12 protein-coding genes are annotated in these 17,024 nt (G+C 67.6%); 2 read left to right on the top strand and 10 right to left on the bottom strand.

The features are described from left to right. Nucleotides 1-35: 35 nt before the first annotated feature. From narI to ACFVJ5_RS16160, 4 genes are read right to left on the bottom strand one after another with little or no spacing between them, the layout of a single operon-like run. Entirely contained in the window at nt 36-791 is a 756-nt protein-coding gene (gene narI / locus ACFVJ5_RS16145) for a respiratory nitrate reductase subunit gamma (protein WP_379220835.1), read from the bottom strand. Beyond that, nucleotides 788-1,468, bottom strand: a complete 681-nt coding sequence (gene narJ, locus ACFVJ5_RS16150) for a nitrate reductase molybdenum cofactor assembly chaperone (RefSeq protein WP_379220836.1) — start codon at nt 1,466-1,468, stop codon at nt 788-790. Before narJ ends, narI begins: the two co-directional genes overlap by 4 nt. Then, on the bottom strand, nt 1,465-3,144 hold the full coding sequence (gene narH, locus ACFVJ5_RS16155) for a nitrate reductase subunit beta (protein WP_378867715.1): 1,680 nt from the start codon (nt 3,142-3,144) through the stop codon (nt 1,465-1,467). Before narH ends, narJ begins: the two co-directional genes overlap by 4 nt. A 10-nt stretch (nt 3,145-3,154) precedes the next feature. Continuing rightward, nucleotides 3,155-6,865 (bottom strand): nitrate reductase subunit alpha, encoded by a 3,711-nt coding sequence (locus ACFVJ5_RS16160; RefSeq protein ID WP_379220838.1) that lies wholly within the window; start codon nt 6,863-6,865, stop codon nt 3,155-3,157. A 734-nt stretch (nt 6,866-7,599) separates the two neighbouring features. Here ACFVJ5_RS16160 and ACFVJ5_RS16165 point away from each other — a divergent pair. Further along, nucleotides 7,600-8,391: a helix-turn-helix transcriptional regulator gene (locus ACFVJ5_RS16165; protein WP_379220840.1), complete on the top strand. Its 792-nt coding sequence runs from the start codon at nt 7,600-7,602 to the stop codon at nt 8,389-8,391. Here the strand turns inward: ACFVJ5_RS16165 and ACFVJ5_RS16170 are convergent. Beyond that, nucleotides 8,388-9,197 (bottom strand): alpha/beta fold hydrolase, encoded by an 810-nt coding sequence (locus tag ACFVJ5_RS16170; RefSeq protein ID WP_379220841.1) that lies wholly within the window; start codon nt 9,195-9,197, stop codon nt 8,388-8,390. The genes ACFVJ5_RS16165 and ACFVJ5_RS16170 overlap by 4 nt on opposite strands. 240 nt (nt 9,198-9,437) lie before the next feature. Here ACFVJ5_RS16170 and ACFVJ5_RS16175 point away from each other — a divergent pair, with 240 nt between their 5' ends. Then, a complete protein-coding gene (locus tag ACFVJ5_RS16175) occupies nt 9,438-10,337 on the top strand; it encodes a hypothetical protein (protein ID WP_379220843.1) in 900 nt (299 codons plus the stop codon). 13 nt (nt 10,338-10,350) lie between these two features. Here ACFVJ5_RS16175 and ACFVJ5_RS16180 read toward each other — a convergent pair whose 3' ends face one another. From ACFVJ5_RS16180 to ACFVJ5_RS16200, 5 genes are all read right to left on the bottom strand, one after another. After that, nucleotides 10,351-11,499 carry a hypothetical protein gene (locus tag ACFVJ5_RS16180; RefSeq protein WP_379220845.1) on the bottom strand — a complete coding sequence of 383 codons (1,149 nt, stop codon included), beginning with the start codon at nt 11,497-11,499 and terminating at the stop codon, nt 10,351-10,353. A 24-nt stretch (nt 11,500-11,523) separates the two neighbouring features. After that, nucleotides 11,524-12,204, bottom strand: coding sequence for an acireductone synthase (mtnC, locus tag ACFVJ5_RS16185; RefSeq protein ID WP_379220846.1), 681 nt, complete (start codon nt 12,202-12,204; stop codon nt 11,524-11,526). Then, on the bottom strand, nt 12,201-12,770 hold the full coding sequence (locus tag ACFVJ5_RS16190; protein ID WP_379220848.1) for an acireductone dioxygenase: 570 nt from the start codon (nt 12,768-12,770) through the stop codon (nt 12,201-12,203). Before ACFVJ5_RS16190 ends, mtnC begins: the two co-directional genes overlap by 4 nt. After that, complete coding sequence (gene mtnA / locus ACFVJ5_RS16195; protein ID WP_379220850.1) at nt 12,767-14,554, bottom strand: S-methyl-5-thioribose-1-phosphate isomerase; 1,788 nt, start codon at nt 14,552-14,554, stop codon at nt 12,767-12,769. The genes ACFVJ5_RS16190 and mtnA overlap by 4 nt, the downstream gene beginning before the upstream one ends. 115 nt (nt 14,555-14,669) lie before the next feature. After that, nucleotides 14,670-17,003 carry an arylsulfatase gene (locus ACFVJ5_RS16200; protein ID WP_379220852.1) on the bottom strand — a complete coding sequence of 778 codons (2,334 nt, stop codon included), beginning with the start codon at nt 17,001-17,003 and terminating at the stop codon, nt 14,670-14,672. Nucleotides 17,004-17,024: the final 21 nt, after the last annotated feature.

Genomic DNA, 17,024 nt, shown 5'->3' on the forward strand with positions numbered 1-17,024 from the left:
CCGGCGAAACGGGCGATCGCGGCGCCCACCGCGAACTACCAGCGGTCGGGCGTGACCGGGGCGTCCCAGGCCTTCGCGAAGCGGGTCTTGTCCTTGGTGTCCACTTCCTTGCGGCGGTAGACGATATAGGGGCGGGTGAGGTAGCCGATGGGGGCGCTGAACATGTGGACCAGCCGGGTGTAGGGCCAGGCCGCGACCAGAACGAGAACGACGAGGCCGTGGAGCTGGAAGGTCCACGGAACGCCGACCATCAGGCCGGGTTCGGGGTTGATCGAGAACAGGCTGCGGAACCACGGCGACACCGTGGTGCGGTAGTTGTAGGTGCCCCACAGCAGGTTGGAACCCCAGGTGTTGAGCAGTCCGGTGACCAGGGCCAGGGTCAGCAGCGTGTACATCATGACGTCGTTGCGGCTGGTGTTCTTGCGCACGGCGGGAATCGCGATGCGGCGATAGCACAGGATGGCCACGCCGAGCACGACCATCAGGCCCGCGATCGACCCCGCGCCGACCGCGACGATGTGGTACGCGTGCTCGGAGATGCCGATCGCCGAGGTCCAGGACTCGGGAATCAGCAGACCCATCACATGTCCGCCGAACACCCCGAGCATGCCGAAGTGGAACAGCGGGCTGCCCAGTTGCAGCAGCTTGGACTCATAGATCTGCGAGGACCGGGTGGTCCAGCCGAACTGGTCGAAGCGGTAGCGCCAGACATGGCCCAGCACAAAGGACGTCGCCGCGATGTAGGGCAGGATCAGCCACAGGCCTTCGGGCAGGGGGATGGTTGCGTTCATCGGCGGCCTTCTGTTGCTTCGAAGAGGGCGGGGTCCATGGCGTACGGCTCGAGGCCGACCTCTTCCTCGGGCGGACCCTGGGCGGCGAGTTCGGCGATGCGCCTGCGGTCGGCGGTGGTCACCGGGGGCAAGGTGGTGAGGACCGCGCCGAGGACGCCGCTGTAGGGAGAGTTGTTGTCGCCCAGCGACAGTCGCAGCAACTCCATCACCGGCACGTGCTCGCCGAGCAGACGTTCGCCGCCGATCGGGTCGATGGTGGCGGCGAATTCCAGCAGCACCGGCAGGTGGTCGGGCAGTTCCTCGTCGCCCAGTTCCACTCCCGCCTGGCGATAGGCGTGCTTGAACCGCAGCAACGCCATGCCGCGTTTGCGGGTGTCGCCGAAGGCATAGAACGTCAAGTGCAGGCTGGCGCGGCGGCGCATGTCGAAGGTCTCGACATAGCTCTGTGCCACCTCGATCGCCGGGGTGTCGCGCAGGTAGGCGAAGATCTCGGCGAAGTGCGCCCGCACCTCCTCGGGCAATCGCGCCGCGGCTTCGGACAACTGGTCGAGCATGGCCAGTGTCTGCTCGCCGGGGTAGTCGAGCAGGAACGCGGCCAGCCGCCACACGACCAGGCGGTCGTGCTCGGCCATCTCGGTAACCGGTTGGGGCCGTTTGCGAATCGACAGCAGACTCATGGCGCGACACCGCTCACGGGGGAGTCGGCGACGGCAGCGCCATTGCTGCCGTTGCCGTTACCGGCGCCGTTGCCGGTCTTCTCGTTGCCGTTCGCGCTCGGCAGGAGTCCGCTGGTGCTGCGCCCGTCCCAGTTGAGCAGGTTGATCCGGCCCGACTTCTCTTCCGGCGCAGCCTGGTTGACGTCGGAGAGCGAGAACTTCTCGACGACCTGATCGAACGCGGTCATACCCGGTCCGCCGTCGGTATCGAGACTGCACCCGGTGGCCAGCGAATCCAGTTCGTGCGCCTTGGACGTCGCGCCCATCGGGATCACGTACCGGTGCTCGTACTTGGCGATGGCGAGCAGCCGGTACATGGCCTCGATCTCCTCGGGCTCCAGCCCGATCGACGGCGCGATGTGGGCCTCGGGCTCCTCGCCCAGGTTGACCGAACGCATGAACGCCCGCATCCCGGCCAGCCGCTGCAACGAGGACCGCACCGGCCCGATCTCCCCGGCGGTGAACAGCTCGGCGAGGTATTCGAGCGGGATGCGCAGTGCGTCGATGGCGCCGAACAGGTTGCGCACGTCCTCGCCGTCATGACCGGTCTCGGCGAGCACATCGACGACCGGCGACAGCGGCGGCACATACCAAACCATCGGCATGGTGCGGTATTCCGGGTGCAGCGGCAGCGCCAGCTGGTAGTCGACGATCAGCTTGTAGACCGGCGAATCCTGGGCGGCCTGAATCCATTCCGGCGAGATGCCCGCCTTCTCGGCCTCGGCGATCACGCGCTCGTCATGCGGGTTGAGGAACACGCCGAGCTGTGAGGTGTAGAGGTCCTGCGGATCGGTGACCTGGGCCGCTTCGAGCACCGCGTCGGCGTCGTAGAGCATCACGCCGATGTAGCGCAGCCGTCCGACACAGGTTTCCGAGCACACGGTCGGGATGCCTACCTCCACGCGCGGGTAGCAGAAGGTGCATTTCTCCGCCTTGCCCGTCTTGTGATTGAAGTAGATCTTCTTGTACGGGCAGCCGGTGATGCACTGGCGCCAACCACGGCACTTGTCCTGGTCGACGAGCACGATGCCGTCTTCCTCGCGCTTGTAGATCGCGCCGGAGGGGCACGACGCGGCGCACGAAGGGTTCAGGCAGTGCTCGCAGATGCGCGGCAGGTAGAACATGAAGGTCTCTTCGAACTCCAGTTTCACCTTGGTCTCGAGCTTGCCGAGGATAGGGTCCTTGCCGACCTGCTCGGGACCCGAACCCAGGTCGTCGTCCCAGTTCGCGCCCCAGGTGACCTTGGTGTCCTCCCCGGTGATCAGCGACTTGGGCCGCGCCACCGGGGTGGTGTCCATGGGCGGCGACGACAGCAGGTTGTCGTAGTCGTAGCTCCACGGCTCGTAGTAGTCGGCGACCGTGGGCAGATCCGGGTTGGCGAAGATGTTCATCAGGCGCTTGAACCGCGAGCCCGACTTCAGGGTCAGCTTGCCGCGCTTGTTGAGCGTCCAGCCACCCTTCCACTTCTCCTGGTCCTCGTACTGGCGCGGATACCCCTGCCCCGGCCGGGTTTCCACATTGTTGAACCAGACGTACTCGGTGCCGCCACGGTTGGTCCAGGCCTGCTTGCAGGTGACCGAGCAGGTGTGGCAGCCGATGCACTTGTCCAGGTTCATGACCATGGCGAGCTGTGCCATTACGCGCATGTCAGTACTCCACGTTCTGGTTGCGGCGGCGAATGGTGGTGACTTCGTCACGCTGGTTACCGGTCGGGCCGTGGTAGTTGAGGGCGAAGGACTGCTGGGCGTAGCCGCCGATCAGGTGCGAGGGCTTGATCAGCACCCGGGTGAGCGCGTTGTGGATACCGCCGCGCTTGCCCTTGGCTTCCTTGGTGGTGTCCTCGGCGCCTTCGATGCGCGGCACGTCGACCGCGCGGTCCTGGGCGTGGTACATGAAGACCGTGCCTTCGGGCATGCGGTGCGAGACGATCGCCCGGGCCACGACGACGCCGTTGCGGTTGATCGCCTCGATCCAGTCGTTGTCGGCCACCCCGATCTTCTTGGCGTCGACATCCGACATCCAGATCGTCTGACCGCCGCGCGAGAGCGTGAGCATGTGCAGGTTGTCCTGGTAGGCGGAGTGGATCGACCACTTGGAGTGCGGTGTCAGGTACCGCACCGTCAGGCCGTTGCCGCTCACATTGCCGATGCTCGGCTCCGCGAACAGCGCCGACATGTCGAGGGGTGGACGGAAGATCGGCAGTTGCTCGCCGAGTTCGATCATCCAGTCGTGGTCGAGGTAGAAGTGCTGGCGACCGGTGAGGGTGTGCCACGGCTTGAGCCGCTCGACATTGATGGTGAACGGCGAGTACCGGCGTCCACCGGATTCCGAGCCCGACCATTCCGCCGAGGTGATCACCGGGACCGGACGAGCCTGGGTGTCGGCGAAGGTGATCCGCTTGCCCTCGGCCTCTTTCGCCAGGTCGACCAGCTCGGTGCCGGTACGCCGCTCGAGCGCCTCGAACCCTTCGACCGCCAGGCGGCCGTTGGTGGTGCCCGACAGCGACAGGATGGCCTCGGCGGCGTGGGTGTCCTTGGCCAGCGAGGGCCTGCCCGCGGCGATGCCGGAGACGATGGTGCCGTTCTGCCCGGCCAGGTACGCCACTTCTTCCTCGGGGAAGGTGGTGACGCCCTTGGTCGTCAGACCCAGCTTCTCCACCAGCGGTCCGAGCGCGGCCAGCTTCTCCGCGATCTTGGTGTAGTCGCGTTCGATCTCCACGATCTTGGGCATGGTCTTGCCCGGAATCGGCTCGCACTCACCGGCTTTCCAGTCCAGCACCTTGCCGCCTGCCTGCGCCAGCGCATCGGGGGAGTCGTGCTGCAACGGCACGGCGACGATGTCCTTGCGGGTGCCCAGGTGCTTCTCGGCCAGCCAGGAGAAGCCGCGCGCGATCCGGTGGAACGCCTCGAAGTCGGTCTTGGCCTCCCACGGCGGGGAGATGGCGGGGGAGAACGCGTGCACGAACGGGTGCATGTCGGTCGACGACAGATCGTGCTTCTCGTACCAGGTGGCGGCGGGGAGCACGATGTCGGCGAACAGCGTGGTGCTGGTCATCCGGAAGTCCAGTGCGAGGAGCAGATCCAGTTTGCCCTCGGCGCCTTCCTCGCGCCATTCCAGTTCCTGTGGGCGTACTCCGGTCGCATCGGTGGTCTGCAGATTGGAGCCACAGCCGAGCAGATGCTTCTGGAAGTACTCGTTGCCCTTGCCCGAGGAGCCGAGCAGGTTCGCCCGCCACACGGTGAGCACACGCGGGAAGTTCTCGGGGGCGTCGGGGTCTTCGCAGGCGAAGCGCAGGTCGCCGGACTTCAACCCGTCGACGACGTGCTCGGCCGGGGTCTTGCCGGCTTCGGCGGCCTCGTCGGCCAGGTCCAGCGGGTTGCGGTTGAACGTCGGGTAGCTGGGCATCCAGCCGAGACGACTCGCCAGAGCGATGTTGTCGGCGGCGGTGCGACCGGCGAACTTGCCCTTGCCCAGCGGCGATGCGAACGAGTCCGAGGTGAACGGGTCGTAGCGCCACTGATCATTGGTGAGGTACCAGAACACGGTGCCCTGCATCTGACGCGGCGGGCGCTGCCAGTCACTCGCCGAAGCCAGAGTGGCCCAACCGGTGACGGGACGGCATTTCTCCTGGCCGACGTAGTGGGCCCAGCCACCACCGTTCTTGCCCTGACAGCCGGTGAGCAGCGTGAGGGTGAAGAAGGCGCGGTAGATCTGATCGGAGTGGAACCAGTGGTTGGTGCCCGCGCCCATCAGGATCATCGAGCGACCGCCGGAACGTTCCGCGTTGTCGGCGAATTCGCGTCCGATGCGGGCGGCCTGCACGGCGGGAACGCCGGTGATGGCCTCCTGCCAGGCCGGGGTGTAGGGCGACTCGGCGTCGTCATACCCCTTCGCCCACTCGCCCGGGAGACCGTCGCGGCCGACACCGTACTGGGCGAGCAACAGGTCGAAGACCGTGGTAACGCGCTTGCCCGCAACGATCTTCGTCGGAACACCACGGATGATCGACCCGGCGACGTCGGTGTCGAAACGCGGCAGCGCGATGGTGGCCGGCGCGTCGTCGGAGTGACCGAGCAGGGTGAGCAGCGGGTCGACACCCTCGAGGTCGAGGTTCCACTTGCCCGCGTCGCCCTCGCCGAAGCGGTGGCCCAGCGACCCGTTGGGCACCACCGGGTTGCCCGCCTGGTCGAGCAGGACCGGCTTGTGTTCGACGCCTTCGCCGGTGTGGCCGAGATCGGCCGCGGTGAGGAACTTGCCGGGAAGGGCGCCGCCCTGATCGGCCGCCTCGTCGAGGCAGATCAGGTACGGCAGATCGGTGAAGGACTTGATGTAGTCGGTGAACATCGGAGTCTGCTTCTCGATGAAGAACTCCTTGAGCACCACGTGGCCCATCGACATCGCCAGCGCGGCATCGGTACCGGGGCGCGCGGCCACCCATTCGTCGGCGAACTTGGTGTTGTCGGCGTAGTCGGGGGAGACCACCACGACCTTCTGGCCGCGGTAGCGCGCCTCGGTCATGTAGTGCGCGTCGGGGGTGCGGGTCACCGGGACGTTGGAGCCCCACATGATGAGGTAGCCCGCGTCGAACCAGTCGGCCGACTCCGGCACGTCGGTCTGGTCACCGAACACCTGCGGCGAGGCCACCGGCAGGTCGGCGTACCAGTCGTAGAACGACAGCATGTAGCCGCCGATCAGCGAGACGAAGCGGGCGCCGGTGGCGTGGCTGACCATCGACATCGCCGGGATCGGCGAGAAGCCGGCCACCCGGTCGGGGCCGTACTGCTTGATCGTGTAAACATGCGCGGCGGCGGCGATTTCGGCGGCTTCCCACCATTCGGCACGGACGAAACCGCCCTTACCGCGCGCGGTCTTGTAAGCCTTGGCCTTGGCCGGGTCCTCGACGATGGACTCCCACGCCAGCACCGGGTCCTTGAGCTCGGCCTTGGCCTTGCGGTACAGGTCGAGCAGCGTGCCGCGCACATATGGGTAGCGCACGCGGGCCGGGGAGTAGGTGTACCAGGAGAACGACGCACCGCGGGGGCAGCCGCGCGGCTCGTACTCGGGCTTGTCCGAACCCACCGACGGGTAGTCGGTCTGCTGGGACTCCCAGGTGATCACGCCGTCCTTGACGTAGATCTTCCAGGAGCACGAGCCGGTGCAGTTCACGCCGTGGGTGGAGCGCACCACCTTGTCGTGCGACCAGCGGTCGCGGTAGAACTCGTCGGCATCGCGGCCACCGACCTTGTAGACGGACCGGTTGTCGGGCGAGACCTCGCCCCGCTGGAAATACTTACCGAGGTTCAGCAATGTGTCGCCGAAATCGGCGGGCGACGGACCTTGCGTGCGCGAATTAACCACGACGCCCCCTTCGAGCTGTGAAATCGGGCTGTTGGGGGAAACTGTAAGGAGGCGGACTCCTTCGGCAAAACGAACTTTTCACATCCGGATTCGGGCCCCGGTGAGCTGTGAGGTCGGCGAAATGTCGTGGTCACGGGGGAGGTTCGCGACGACGCCCGCGATCGGGGGCTCACCAGGGTGAACGAGCCGCGAGCTGGCAGAACGCGGCGATCGGGGGGTCCGTCGCCGGGCCGGCGGTGATGCTTCGGAAACGACTGGTTCTCCCGCGGTTTACATTTGTTTACACACCCGGTGTGCCCGCTGAACAGCGCTGATGTGACGCCACACACAACTATGGTCGGGTCGAGTCCGAGTCGACGCGGCGCTCGAGTCGGTCGACGGTGGCGGCCGGGTCCACTGATTCCGGGCGAGCGCCGTGCTCCGCGGGAGGCGCTTGCGGGTCGATCCGCGGTGAACCGGGCCGATCGGTCGGCCCCGGGGTGTCCGCGGGGTGGGGATCGCGACGGTCGTGGTCGAGCGGTGCGGAATCTTATAGCACTGCTGAACGGAACGAATTGGAATCCTTTTAATTCGGTTCAGCACACCACATTTCGTGACCGCGCACACAGTTGCCCAGCGGTAACTACCCAAATGACGGGGCGCCAATATAAAGAAACGGCATCTTTTCCGGTCGGCGGTTGGCTCGAGGTTGAATAGTCATCCAGGATGAGCCCGTGCAGACAGGGAGGGTTGGGGTGATACCGAAGCCATCGTTCGACGGGCCTGACGGGCCGCCGAAACCGCCGACGCTCGGCGGGTTGCTGCGGCGACTTCGCGACGATCGGCGGATTTCGAGGGAAAAGCTCGCCTTCGCGGCGGGGGTCAGCTCCAGTTACATCACCCATTTGGAGAGTGGGGACCGGGACCGGCCCACGCACGCCGTGATCGAGGCGCTCGTGCGCTACCTCCACCGGATCGCGCCGGTGACCGATATCGAACGCAGACATCTTTTCGATCTTGCCGGGCTCGCCCCGGTCGACAACCCGACCGTCGAGGATCTGCGCGCCGAGATCAGCACCGAGATGCGCCGCACATTGGCGCTGCAGGAACCGGATCTGGCGGCTTACGTCGACACGCGCTGGAACGTACTGGCGGTCAACGAATCCTACGACCGCGCGTTTCCCGGGCTGGTCGAGGACGTCAATATTCTGCGCTGGTTCTTCGGTAACCCGTTGTCGCGCAAAGTAATGGTCGAATGGGAGACGGAGTCCACGCTCACCGTGCACTGGCTGCGCGGTCTGATCGGCCAGCAGGGCGGCGGTGACTGGGCCACCGAATTGCTCGACGAATTGGCGCAGTATCGCGACTTCCGCCGCATCTGGGACGACGGCGACACCGTCTACGGCCGCGAGCACACCGCGATGCGGCTGTGCGATCTGCACACCGGCGAGAACTACACCGTCGACGTCCAGCTGTTCCGGCTCGACTCCGTCGCCTACCCCGGCCGCATCCAGTACTACCTGGGCGTTCGCGGTCCCGACCGTTAGATCCCGGCGACCGCCACCGGCTCGACGGCGTACGGGGTGCAGGCCGTGACCAGTCCGGCCAGCGCCGCGGCGACCTGCTCGGGATGGGTCAGCGCGCAGCCGTGTCCCGCGCCGGCCACCGTGCGTACCTCGCTCGCTCCCGACAGCCCGTCGGCCAGCCGCGCGCACTTGTCCGCGGTGCTGCTGTCATCGTGTTCGCCGCGCAGCACGAGCGCGGGCACGGTGATCTCACCGAGCCGCCCATGCACCGAATCGCGGCCGATCAGGCAGTCGGCCGCCGGGCGAATGGCGCTGCGATCGCCGGCCAGCCAGCGGGTGATCCAGGTCTGCCAGATCTGCGCATCGGTGCCGCCGATCAATCGTGGCGCGAGGTCTTCGGCCAGCGGCCGCAATGCGCCCGTGCCGCACCATTCGTCGAAGAAGTTCTCGTAATAGGTTTCGTCGTCCCTGGTGCACGCGTCGGCCTCGGTATCGAGCAGTGCCAGTCCGGTGACGCGTTCGGGAGCGAGCAGTGCCATTCGCAATGCCGTGTAACCGCCCTGGCTCATGCCGCCGACAATCGCGTGCTCGATGCCGAGCGCGTCGAGTACCCGCAGGCCGTCGGTGGCCAGATCCCAGTAATCGAAGCGCGGGTTGTCGCCGTATCCGGTGCGGCCGTGACCCCGGGCGTCCCAGGCGACGACATTGATATCGGTGTGCGCCAAGACTTTCCGGATCGGGTCGAACATGGATTCGTCCATGAGGAATCCATGGGCCAGCAGCAGCGTCGGACCGTGGACGGCATCGGTGCGGAAATGGACGTTCACAGAATCGGAGTGTACGAAGGGCATTGTCGAAACATACAAGCCAACCGGTCGATTTCGCCCGGTTGCGGACTGAATGCGGTACTCCCGTCTGGGGTACTGCCGGTCCTGTGAATTCACTGGCGAGTGTATGTACCTCACCGGGGACAAATATTTGTGCGCGCCCTGTGGACATGTGTGTTCATGACCGATTGGATAGGGGGCGTACCGATATTCGGCTCGAATCGGAAAATGGGGATTTTGATGAGGGTGACGGAGCAGGGGCTGGACGCCCATATAAGTCTGGCCGCCGCGGGCGACAGTGTCTCGGCGACATTCGCGGTCTGCGACGCGGAGGGCAGGGCGATCTGGTACGGCCCGTTCATCGACGCCGACGCCGACCATCCGCGCGGTGACCAACTCACGGCCGCAATGGGGGCCGCGGGCCGCGCGATCTGGCTCGCGGGCCGAGCACGCGAGGACACCGGGGTGGAGAAGGTGACGTTGCACCTGGCGGTCAGCGAAGAGGGGCTCGACGCCATCACCCTGGCCTGCACCGCGTCGATGGCCGGGCTCGCACTGGATCTGGTTGTCACCGACGACAATCCGGCACTGGACTGGTGCCAGGCGTTCGGCAGGCTCGACTGGTCGTCGGGACCGTTGACGGGTCTGGTCGATCCGGAAATGCCACAGACTGTTCCGGCACTCCGGGCGATCACCGGCGGCCTCGACCAGCAGACCGAACCACAGGAAAGGCTCGTCATGCAGGAACTAGCACTCGATCCCTCGATGGAACTGCGCTCGGCACTGGAAAGTCTGCTGCTGCACGACGCTATCGGCATGGACGCCAAGATGCGCCACGCCATCGCCGCCGTCGTCCACCTCGCCGTCGACACCCCCCACGGCCCGCCCGAGGACGCGGAGGAATTCCTCGGCCGCCTCGACGCCTCCTGGCTGGTCGCGGCCTGGCTCGGCCACGACACCGAACTCTCCCTCATCGCCACCCTCGCCGCGGGCGAGATTCCCGCCCTGTCCTGGTGCGAACTGATGTTCACCACCACGCTGGCACCGTGGTCGACGAGCCCGGTCGCGGTCCACGCACGACGGGTGTTCGGGGCGGTGCAGCGGGGGACGTTAGGGGCAGTCCGGGCTCAGGTCGGCTGACAAGCGCTGGGAGTCAGCGTTCGACAACCGTGACGCCGAGCTCGCGCAGGCGGTGGCAGATTTCCGGCGGGAACAACGCTCTGGGATAGACCAGTGCGGTCTTGCCGTAGTTCAGGACCGCGCAGTCCGCGCGCACGACGACCTTGGTGACGATCGAATACGGCGCGCGCAGCAGGAACGTTGCCCCGCCCAGGACGGCTGCGTCGGTGCCGAACTGTGCCGCGAGGCCACTCGCGACGGGCAACAGTCCCTGATACTGGCGCAAGGCGTTCTCCGACGGTCGACGCATCCAGAACCGGACCGTCAGCCCGAAGAGCAACGCGATGACCAGTGCCGACAGCGCACCGGGGATGCCGAATTCCAGTGCGCCGAACGCACCGGCCTCGACCAGCAGCAGGACGGTGGCGAGCTGCCCCGAGGCCCGGCGCCACGGCTCGAGGCGTCGCGCGATGGTGAGACGGCGGGCGGTGTCGGCCGCGATCACCGTGTGCACCTGGGGTTGTGGGAGCCGAGGGAACGGCGGCAGCGCAGACGGGCGGGGCGAGGGCTCGGTGGCGATGAGCAGGCGCAACTGCGTGAGCGGAGCGTCAGGGAACAGCGGCCGAGGCAGTGCGAGATGCCGATTGTCGAAACTCAGGGTGACGACTCGGCGGGTGGCTCGGACGGTGCGAATGCGGTCGTACCCGATCCGGGTGCGCGAGGAGCCCTCGGCCAAGTCGAGCGCGTCGTCACCGAGCGCGATAGCGCAACTGCCGGTCGTGACATCGGACCGGGACAGGCTCCGGAACTGGCGACGGAGCGAGAAGTACATGACGACGAGCACGTACGCGACGACCACACTCTGGAGCACCAGGATCGATGCCAGGGGGAGGCCGATCCAGAGCAGCGCGATGGTGCTCGTCGGCACTGCGATCGCGAGGACGATCCCGATGTACCGTGGCGCCGCCCGCAGCGCGTTGTGCCGGGCCAGTTGTGCGGCTGTGCCGGGTGTCAGCGCGAAGATCGCGTCCGGGGCGTCCAGTCCCGGGATCTCAGGGGCGAGCTGGGTGAAGGGGTCGACGTCGGTCTGTGCGACGGTCGGCGGCATCGTCGGGACAAAGGCTGGTGCCGGCGGATCTGTCTGCTGCGGGGCGGGTTCGAGGCTTGGCCCCTGGTCGTTCATGGAAGCAGACTAGTGGGTCGGTAACTACGGATCTATGTCAGCGAAGGAACTCACCCAGCGGTGGGGCGGGCGTGGGGGGTTGGGTTCGTCGGGGCGGTGTACGCCGACGACTTGCCAGCCCGCGGTGACGGCGGCGTCGAGTTCGTCCGGGTGGTCGGAGAGGAACAGGATGTCCGATGGGGGGACGCCGATCCGGTCGGCGATGGATTCGTAGGAGGCGGGTTCGCGTTTGGGGCCCGCGGTCACCAGGTCGAAGTGGTCGGTGATGAGGTCGGACAGATCGCCGGCGTCGGCGAAGGTGAACCAATCGCGTTGGTTGCGTTCGGACCCCGAGGAGTACACGAAAAGCTGGAAGCCGTTGGCGTGCCAGGCTTTCAGGACAGGTGCCACGTCGTCGAAGAAGCGGCCGTGCAGGGCGCCCGCACGGAATCCCTGGGCGCAGATCGCGCCCTGTGCTGTCTTGAGCGGCTCGGCTTTGACGTCGGATTCCAGCCAGCCGCGCAGGATCTCGGCGACGCGGTCGGGGCCGGCAGCGGGCTCACCGGCGAGCTCGCGGGTCGCGGTGAGCACCGAATCCGCTGTGCCGTCGGTGTTCTCGGACAGCCAGGTGGTCAGGTGGGCGGAGGTGTAGCCGTAGAGGTCGGTGCGGACCGCGTCGGTGGGGCTGGTGGTGCCCTCGATGTCGAGGACGATCGCGCGGGTCACCCGAGCAGTTCGTCGAGCGTCGGGAAGCCCGCGCTGATCTTGTCGCCGGTGAAGTCGCCGACCCAGCCGTCGGCCTCCTCGAAGAAGCGGATGGCGATGAAGTCGGGGGTGGTGCCCATGTCGAACCAGTGCAGCGTGCCCGCGGGGACGGAGAGCAGGTCGCCCGCTTCGCAGACCGTCGCGAGCACCGCGTCACCCACGTGCAGGTAGAAGCAGCCGCGGCCCGCGGCGAAGAAGCGCACCTCGTCCTCGGCGTGGCGGTGCTCGTCGAGGAACTTCGCGCGCGCACCGGCGGCCGTGGCGGGCCACTCCGGGTTGTCGGCGTCCGGGTGGATGCGGGCGACGTCGATGTGCTGGTAACGGCCGGCGGCGTTGAGCTCGGCGATCTGCGGACCGTAGTGGGCGAGCAGGGTGTCGGAGTCCGTGGCGGCGGCGTCGGCGCGCACATCCCAGTGCGAGTACGCGATGCCGTGCTGGGCCAGCTCGGCGCCGATCTCGGTGGGGTCGGTGGTGCGCACCCGGACGTCGGCGGCGTTGTCGGCGGCCATCACTTGCAGCAGGGTCATGTCGGTCCGATCTCGAGGGGCGTGGCGTCGGTGCGTCCGGTGCGGGCGATCAACTCGCACAGGGCTTCCAGGCATTCGGCGCGATCGCGCGCCTGGGCAAGAGTGTCACCCCAGGTGGTGATCCCGTGCCCGGTGATGAACAGAATCGGTGGTGCGGCAGGGTTTTCGCGCAGGTAGGTGTCGATGTCGGCGCCGATCCGCGCCACATCCGGCCAGTTCGGGAACACTGGGATCACGACCGTCGATGGGTCTGCCAGCCCGAATCCTTTGAGCAGTTCGAAACCGCTGATCCGCACAGGGGTTACCGCGTCACCGGGGCGCGCGGCGGTGGTAGCCAGCGCGGTGGCGAACGGGGAGTGCACGTGCACGACCGCGCCGGCAGCGCGGGTGCGGTAGACGGCGGTGTGAATGCTGGTCTCCGCGGAGGGTTTCCGGCGCTGACCAGGGCGCGGGGTGGTATCGGCGATCGCGACGAGCACCGTGTCGTCCGCGCCCAGTTCACCTTTGGACAAACCGCTGGCGGTGATGAGCGCGTCCTCGCCCCCGCCCGGTTGGGCCGGGGCGATCCGCACCGAGATATTGCCCGCCGTGCCCGGCATCCACCCCCGCTGGTAGAGCTGGCGCGCGGTGGTGGCGATCGCCAGACCTTGTTCGGCGAAAGCCGGGTCCGCTGCCGGACCCGGCGCGCTGCCCGCGCCGGCGGGAATCGCCCGGCCCCGGTCATCGAACGAATCCGAATTGCGGTAGACGACACCGTGTTCGGTGACCACCGCGGTGACGAGGTCGGTGGGCGTCACGTCGAAAGCCGGATTGAACGCCGCGGTGTCGGCCGGCGCCGTCGCGACCCCACCGAACCCGGTCACCTCGGCGGCGGCCCGCTGTTCCACCACGATCTGCGCGCCGGTCGCCATCGCGGTATCGCGGGTGGACTCCGGCGCGACCACGATGAACGGGATGCCGTGGTGGCGGGCGGCCAGGGCCAGGGTGAAGGTGCCGATCTTGTTGGCGACGTCGCCGTTGGCGGTGATCCGGTCCGCGCCGACCAGCACGGCGTCGACCTGCCCGGTCGCCATCGCCCAGGCGGCGGCGGAGTCGATGGTCAGGCGATGCGGAATGCCCGCCTCGGCCAGTTCCCACGCGGTGAGGCGCGCGCCCTGCAGCAGCGGGCGGGTCTCGTCGACGATCACGTCCGCGACGGCGCCGCGCTCGTGCAGCACCCGCAACGCGCCGATCGCGGTCCCCACCGCGCTGGTGGCCAGGCGCCCGGTATTGCAGTGGGTGAGCAGGCGCAGGGGCCGCGCACCGCACAGGCGTTGCACCAGGTCGGCGGCGTGGGTGGCGGCGGCCAGGTTGACCCGTCCGTCCTCGGCGAGCATGTCGAGAGTCTCGGCCAGCACCGCGTCGGCGCCCTCGGCGATCCGGGCTCGCACCCGGTCGACCGCCCATGCCAGGTTGACAGCGGTCGGCCGGGCCGCGGCGATCCGGTCGGCCTCGGCCTGCACAGCGGCCACGTCGACCACGCCGCCGGCTCGACGACCCGCATCGCCGACCGGGTGACCCGGAGCGTCCACCGAGCCGCCGTGAGTGTGCGCCCTGGTGGCGATGACCACGCCGAACGCGCCCGCGATCCCGATCGCCGGAGCGCCGCGAATGGCGAGGGTGGTGATCGCCTCGATGATCTCGTCGACGGTGCGCAGGCGCAGTTCCCGCACCTCGTGCGGCAGTCCGCGCTGGTCGATGGTGACGAGCGCACCGTCGTCCCAGATCAGGGAACTGTCGTCCATCTCCTGCGTCCTGTCTGCGTGGCATTTTCCGGCTGGTAAACGGTATCCGACCTGGTCGCGACTCGATCCTCGGGGCCCCGCGCTGAGCGGCGCTCGTCGAATGAGTGGCGGTCCGTCATTCCGCGGCGTACTCGGCCTCGCGCTCCACCGCGTCGATCGTGCGCTGCGGGACCTGCACGGGGCCGGGCGTGTAGGTGATCGCACGCAGGCTCCCGGTATAGCGGAACGGTCCACGGCGTTCGCGTAGATCCCACGAGACCGGGCCGCGCGCGTCGACGCCGACGGAGATCCCGGTCCACGGCGCCATGCCCACCAGTTGCACCTGGTCGGTGAGCTCCGCGAGCGGCGTGCCGTCGACCTGGATGGTGAAGTCCCAGCGCAGACGCGGCTCGACGGTGGCTCGCACGGTGATCTCGCGCGTCCCGACGGGCAGCGGCACGCCCACCGACGTGTACCGCCCATAGCTGTTCACACCGAGCACTACTTCGCCGTCCTCGACGTAGAGCACGTACCCGCCGAGCGGGTCGCCGTGTGCGACGAGCACTCCCTCGTCGCCGGGCTGGAAGCCCTGCACGGGGCGCTGGTGAGTACCGGTCAGATCGGCGGTGATGGTGAAGTCGCGGTAGGCGATGAGGCGTTGGGAGCGGTAGCGCTCCAGGGTGGGGGTACCGGGCAGCAGCCGCACCGGAGCGGCGAAACGCGCTTCCTCCGGGCGACGGCGGAACAGGTCGGCGCGGGTCAGGAGCGGGAACACGGTGTTGGCCCACGCCGATTCGTCCCAGGCGGCGGCCAGTTCGGCGGCCTTGTCCGGGTACTGCGCCGAAAGATCGTGCAGCTCCGTGGGGTCGGCGCGCACGTCGAACAGCTGCCAGTTCGGGGCGTCGATGTCGGCGTCGGAGTCGTGCAGCGACAGCAGTTTCCAGCCGTCACGGTAGAAGCCGCGGTGACCGGTCATCTCCGAGTACTGCTCGGTGTGCCGCGTCGGGGCTGTCTGATCGCGCAACAGCTCGGCCGCGGAGATGCCGTCGAAGTCTTTGGCGGGCAGTCCGTTGCGGACAGAAGGACGGTCCAGGCCCGCCAACTCGAGCAGGGTCGGCGCGAGATCGGTGACGTAGGCGTATTCGTGGCGGATACCGGAGTCGGTGTCGGTGCGCGGCAACCCCTTCGGCCACGACACCACCAGCGGTACCCGCACCCCGCCCGCGAAGGTCTGGCCCTTGTAGAACCGGAACGGGGTGTTGGACGCCTGACCCCAGCCGCGCGGGTAGTGCACGCCCAGCTTCGCGGTGCCGATCAGGTCCTCGTCGTGCGGGACATCGCCCACCCAGTCGGGATCGTCGACATGGGCGAACTCGGCGAAATAGGAGCGCGTGCCCTCCGGTCCGCCCTCGGCGGTGCCGCCGTTGTCGGAGGTGAACACGATGATGGTGTTGTCGAGTTCGCCGAGGTCGTCGAGCAGGTCGACGATGCGACCCAGGCTCTGGTCGATGCTGTCGACCATGCCCGCGTACACCTCCATGTACTTGGCGTAGCGTCGCTGCTCGTCGGCCGAGAGCGAATCCCACTCCGCCGCTTCGTAACCCGGCTCGGTATTGCGCGGCTTCTGCTCGGTGCCCGGCGGGAACAAGCCCTGGGCCAGCTGTTCGGCGAAGCGTCGCCTGCGCAGTTCGTCCCAGCCCTGGTCGTAGCGACCCCGATACTTGGCCTGATCCTCGGCCTTGGCCTGCAGCGGCCCGTGCATCGCCACGTGCGCGAAGTACAGGAAGAACGGCTTCTCCGCGTCGTGCGCGCGCAGGTCCTTGATGTAGGACAGCGCCTTGTCGGTGAGATCGTCGGTGAGGTAGTAGCCCTGCGGGTACTCCTCCACATCGACCACCGAGCTGTCCGAGACCAGCTGGTTGGGATAGTAGAAGGAGTTCAGACCCTCCAAAGACCCGTAGTAGCGGTCGAATCCGCGCTGGGTCGGCCAGGAGTCCCGATGCGCCGACGGGTTCATCGTGGCGTCGCGCACCAGATGCCATTTACCCACCGCGTAGGTGGCGTATCCGTTGCCGCGCAGTATCTCCGGGAGCGTGAGCACATCGTCGGCCAGTTCCAGGCGCAGGCCGGGGTAGCCGGGGTCGGCGTTGGCGACGAAGCCGAATCCCGCACGGTGGGAATTGATGCCGGTCAGCAGCGCCGCGCGCGAGGGCGAGCACAGTGGCGTCGTGTGGTAGTTCGAGAGTCGAACACCGCGGGCCGCGAGACGGTCCAGGGTCGGCGTCTCGATCTCCGAACCGAACGGGCCGATATCGCTGTAACCCATGTCGTCCACGAGCACGACGACGATGTTCGGCGCACCGGCGGGCGCGGTGGGTGGATACGTCCAATCGGGGGTCGACTCCGCGGACGTGCGACCGGCCGAGCCGCCGAAGGACGCGTAACCGCGAGCATGGGGTGGAACAGGCATTCTGGCAGTAAAGGCGACGTA

It is taken from the genome of Nocardia sp. NPDC127606 (genome assembly GCF_042671725.1).
Classification (GTDB): domain Bacteria; phylum Actinomycetota; class Actinomycetes; order Mycobacteriales; family Mycobacteriaceae; genus Nocardia.

Excerpts from the sequence above, each read along its gene's own strand:
- narI (WP_379220835.1), bottom strand. The coding sequence starts at position 791 with ATGAACGCAACCATCCCCCTGCCCGAAGGCCTGTGGCTGATCCTGCCC.
- narJ (WP_379220836.1), bottom strand. The coding sequence starts at position 1,468 with ATGAGTCTGCTGTCGATTCGCAAACGGCCCCAACCGGTTACCGAGATG.
- narH (WP_378867715.1), bottom strand. The coding sequence starts at position 3,144 with ATGGCACAGCTCGCCATGGTCATGAACCTGGACAAGTGCATCGGCTGC.
- ACFVJ5_RS16175 (WP_379220843.1), top strand. The coding sequence starts at position 9,438 with ATGAGGGTGACGGAGCAGGGGCTGGACGCCCATATAAGTCTGGCCGCC.
- ACFVJ5_RS16180 (WP_379220845.1), bottom strand. The coding sequence starts at position 11,499 with ATGAACGACCAGGGGCCAAGCCTCGAACCCGCCCCGCAGCAGACAGAT.
- ACFVJ5_RS16190 (WP_379220848.1), bottom strand. The coding sequence starts at position 12,770 with ATGACCCTGCTGCAAGTGATGGCCGCCGACAACGCCGCCGACGTCCGG.
- mtnA (WP_379220850.1), bottom strand. The coding sequence starts at position 14,554 with ATGGACGACAGTTCCCTGATCTGGGACGACGGTGCGCTCGTCACCATC.
- ACFVJ5_RS16200 (WP_379220852.1), bottom strand. The coding sequence starts at position 17,003 with ATGCCTGTTCCACCCCATGCTCGCGGTTACGCGTCCTTCGGCGGCTCG.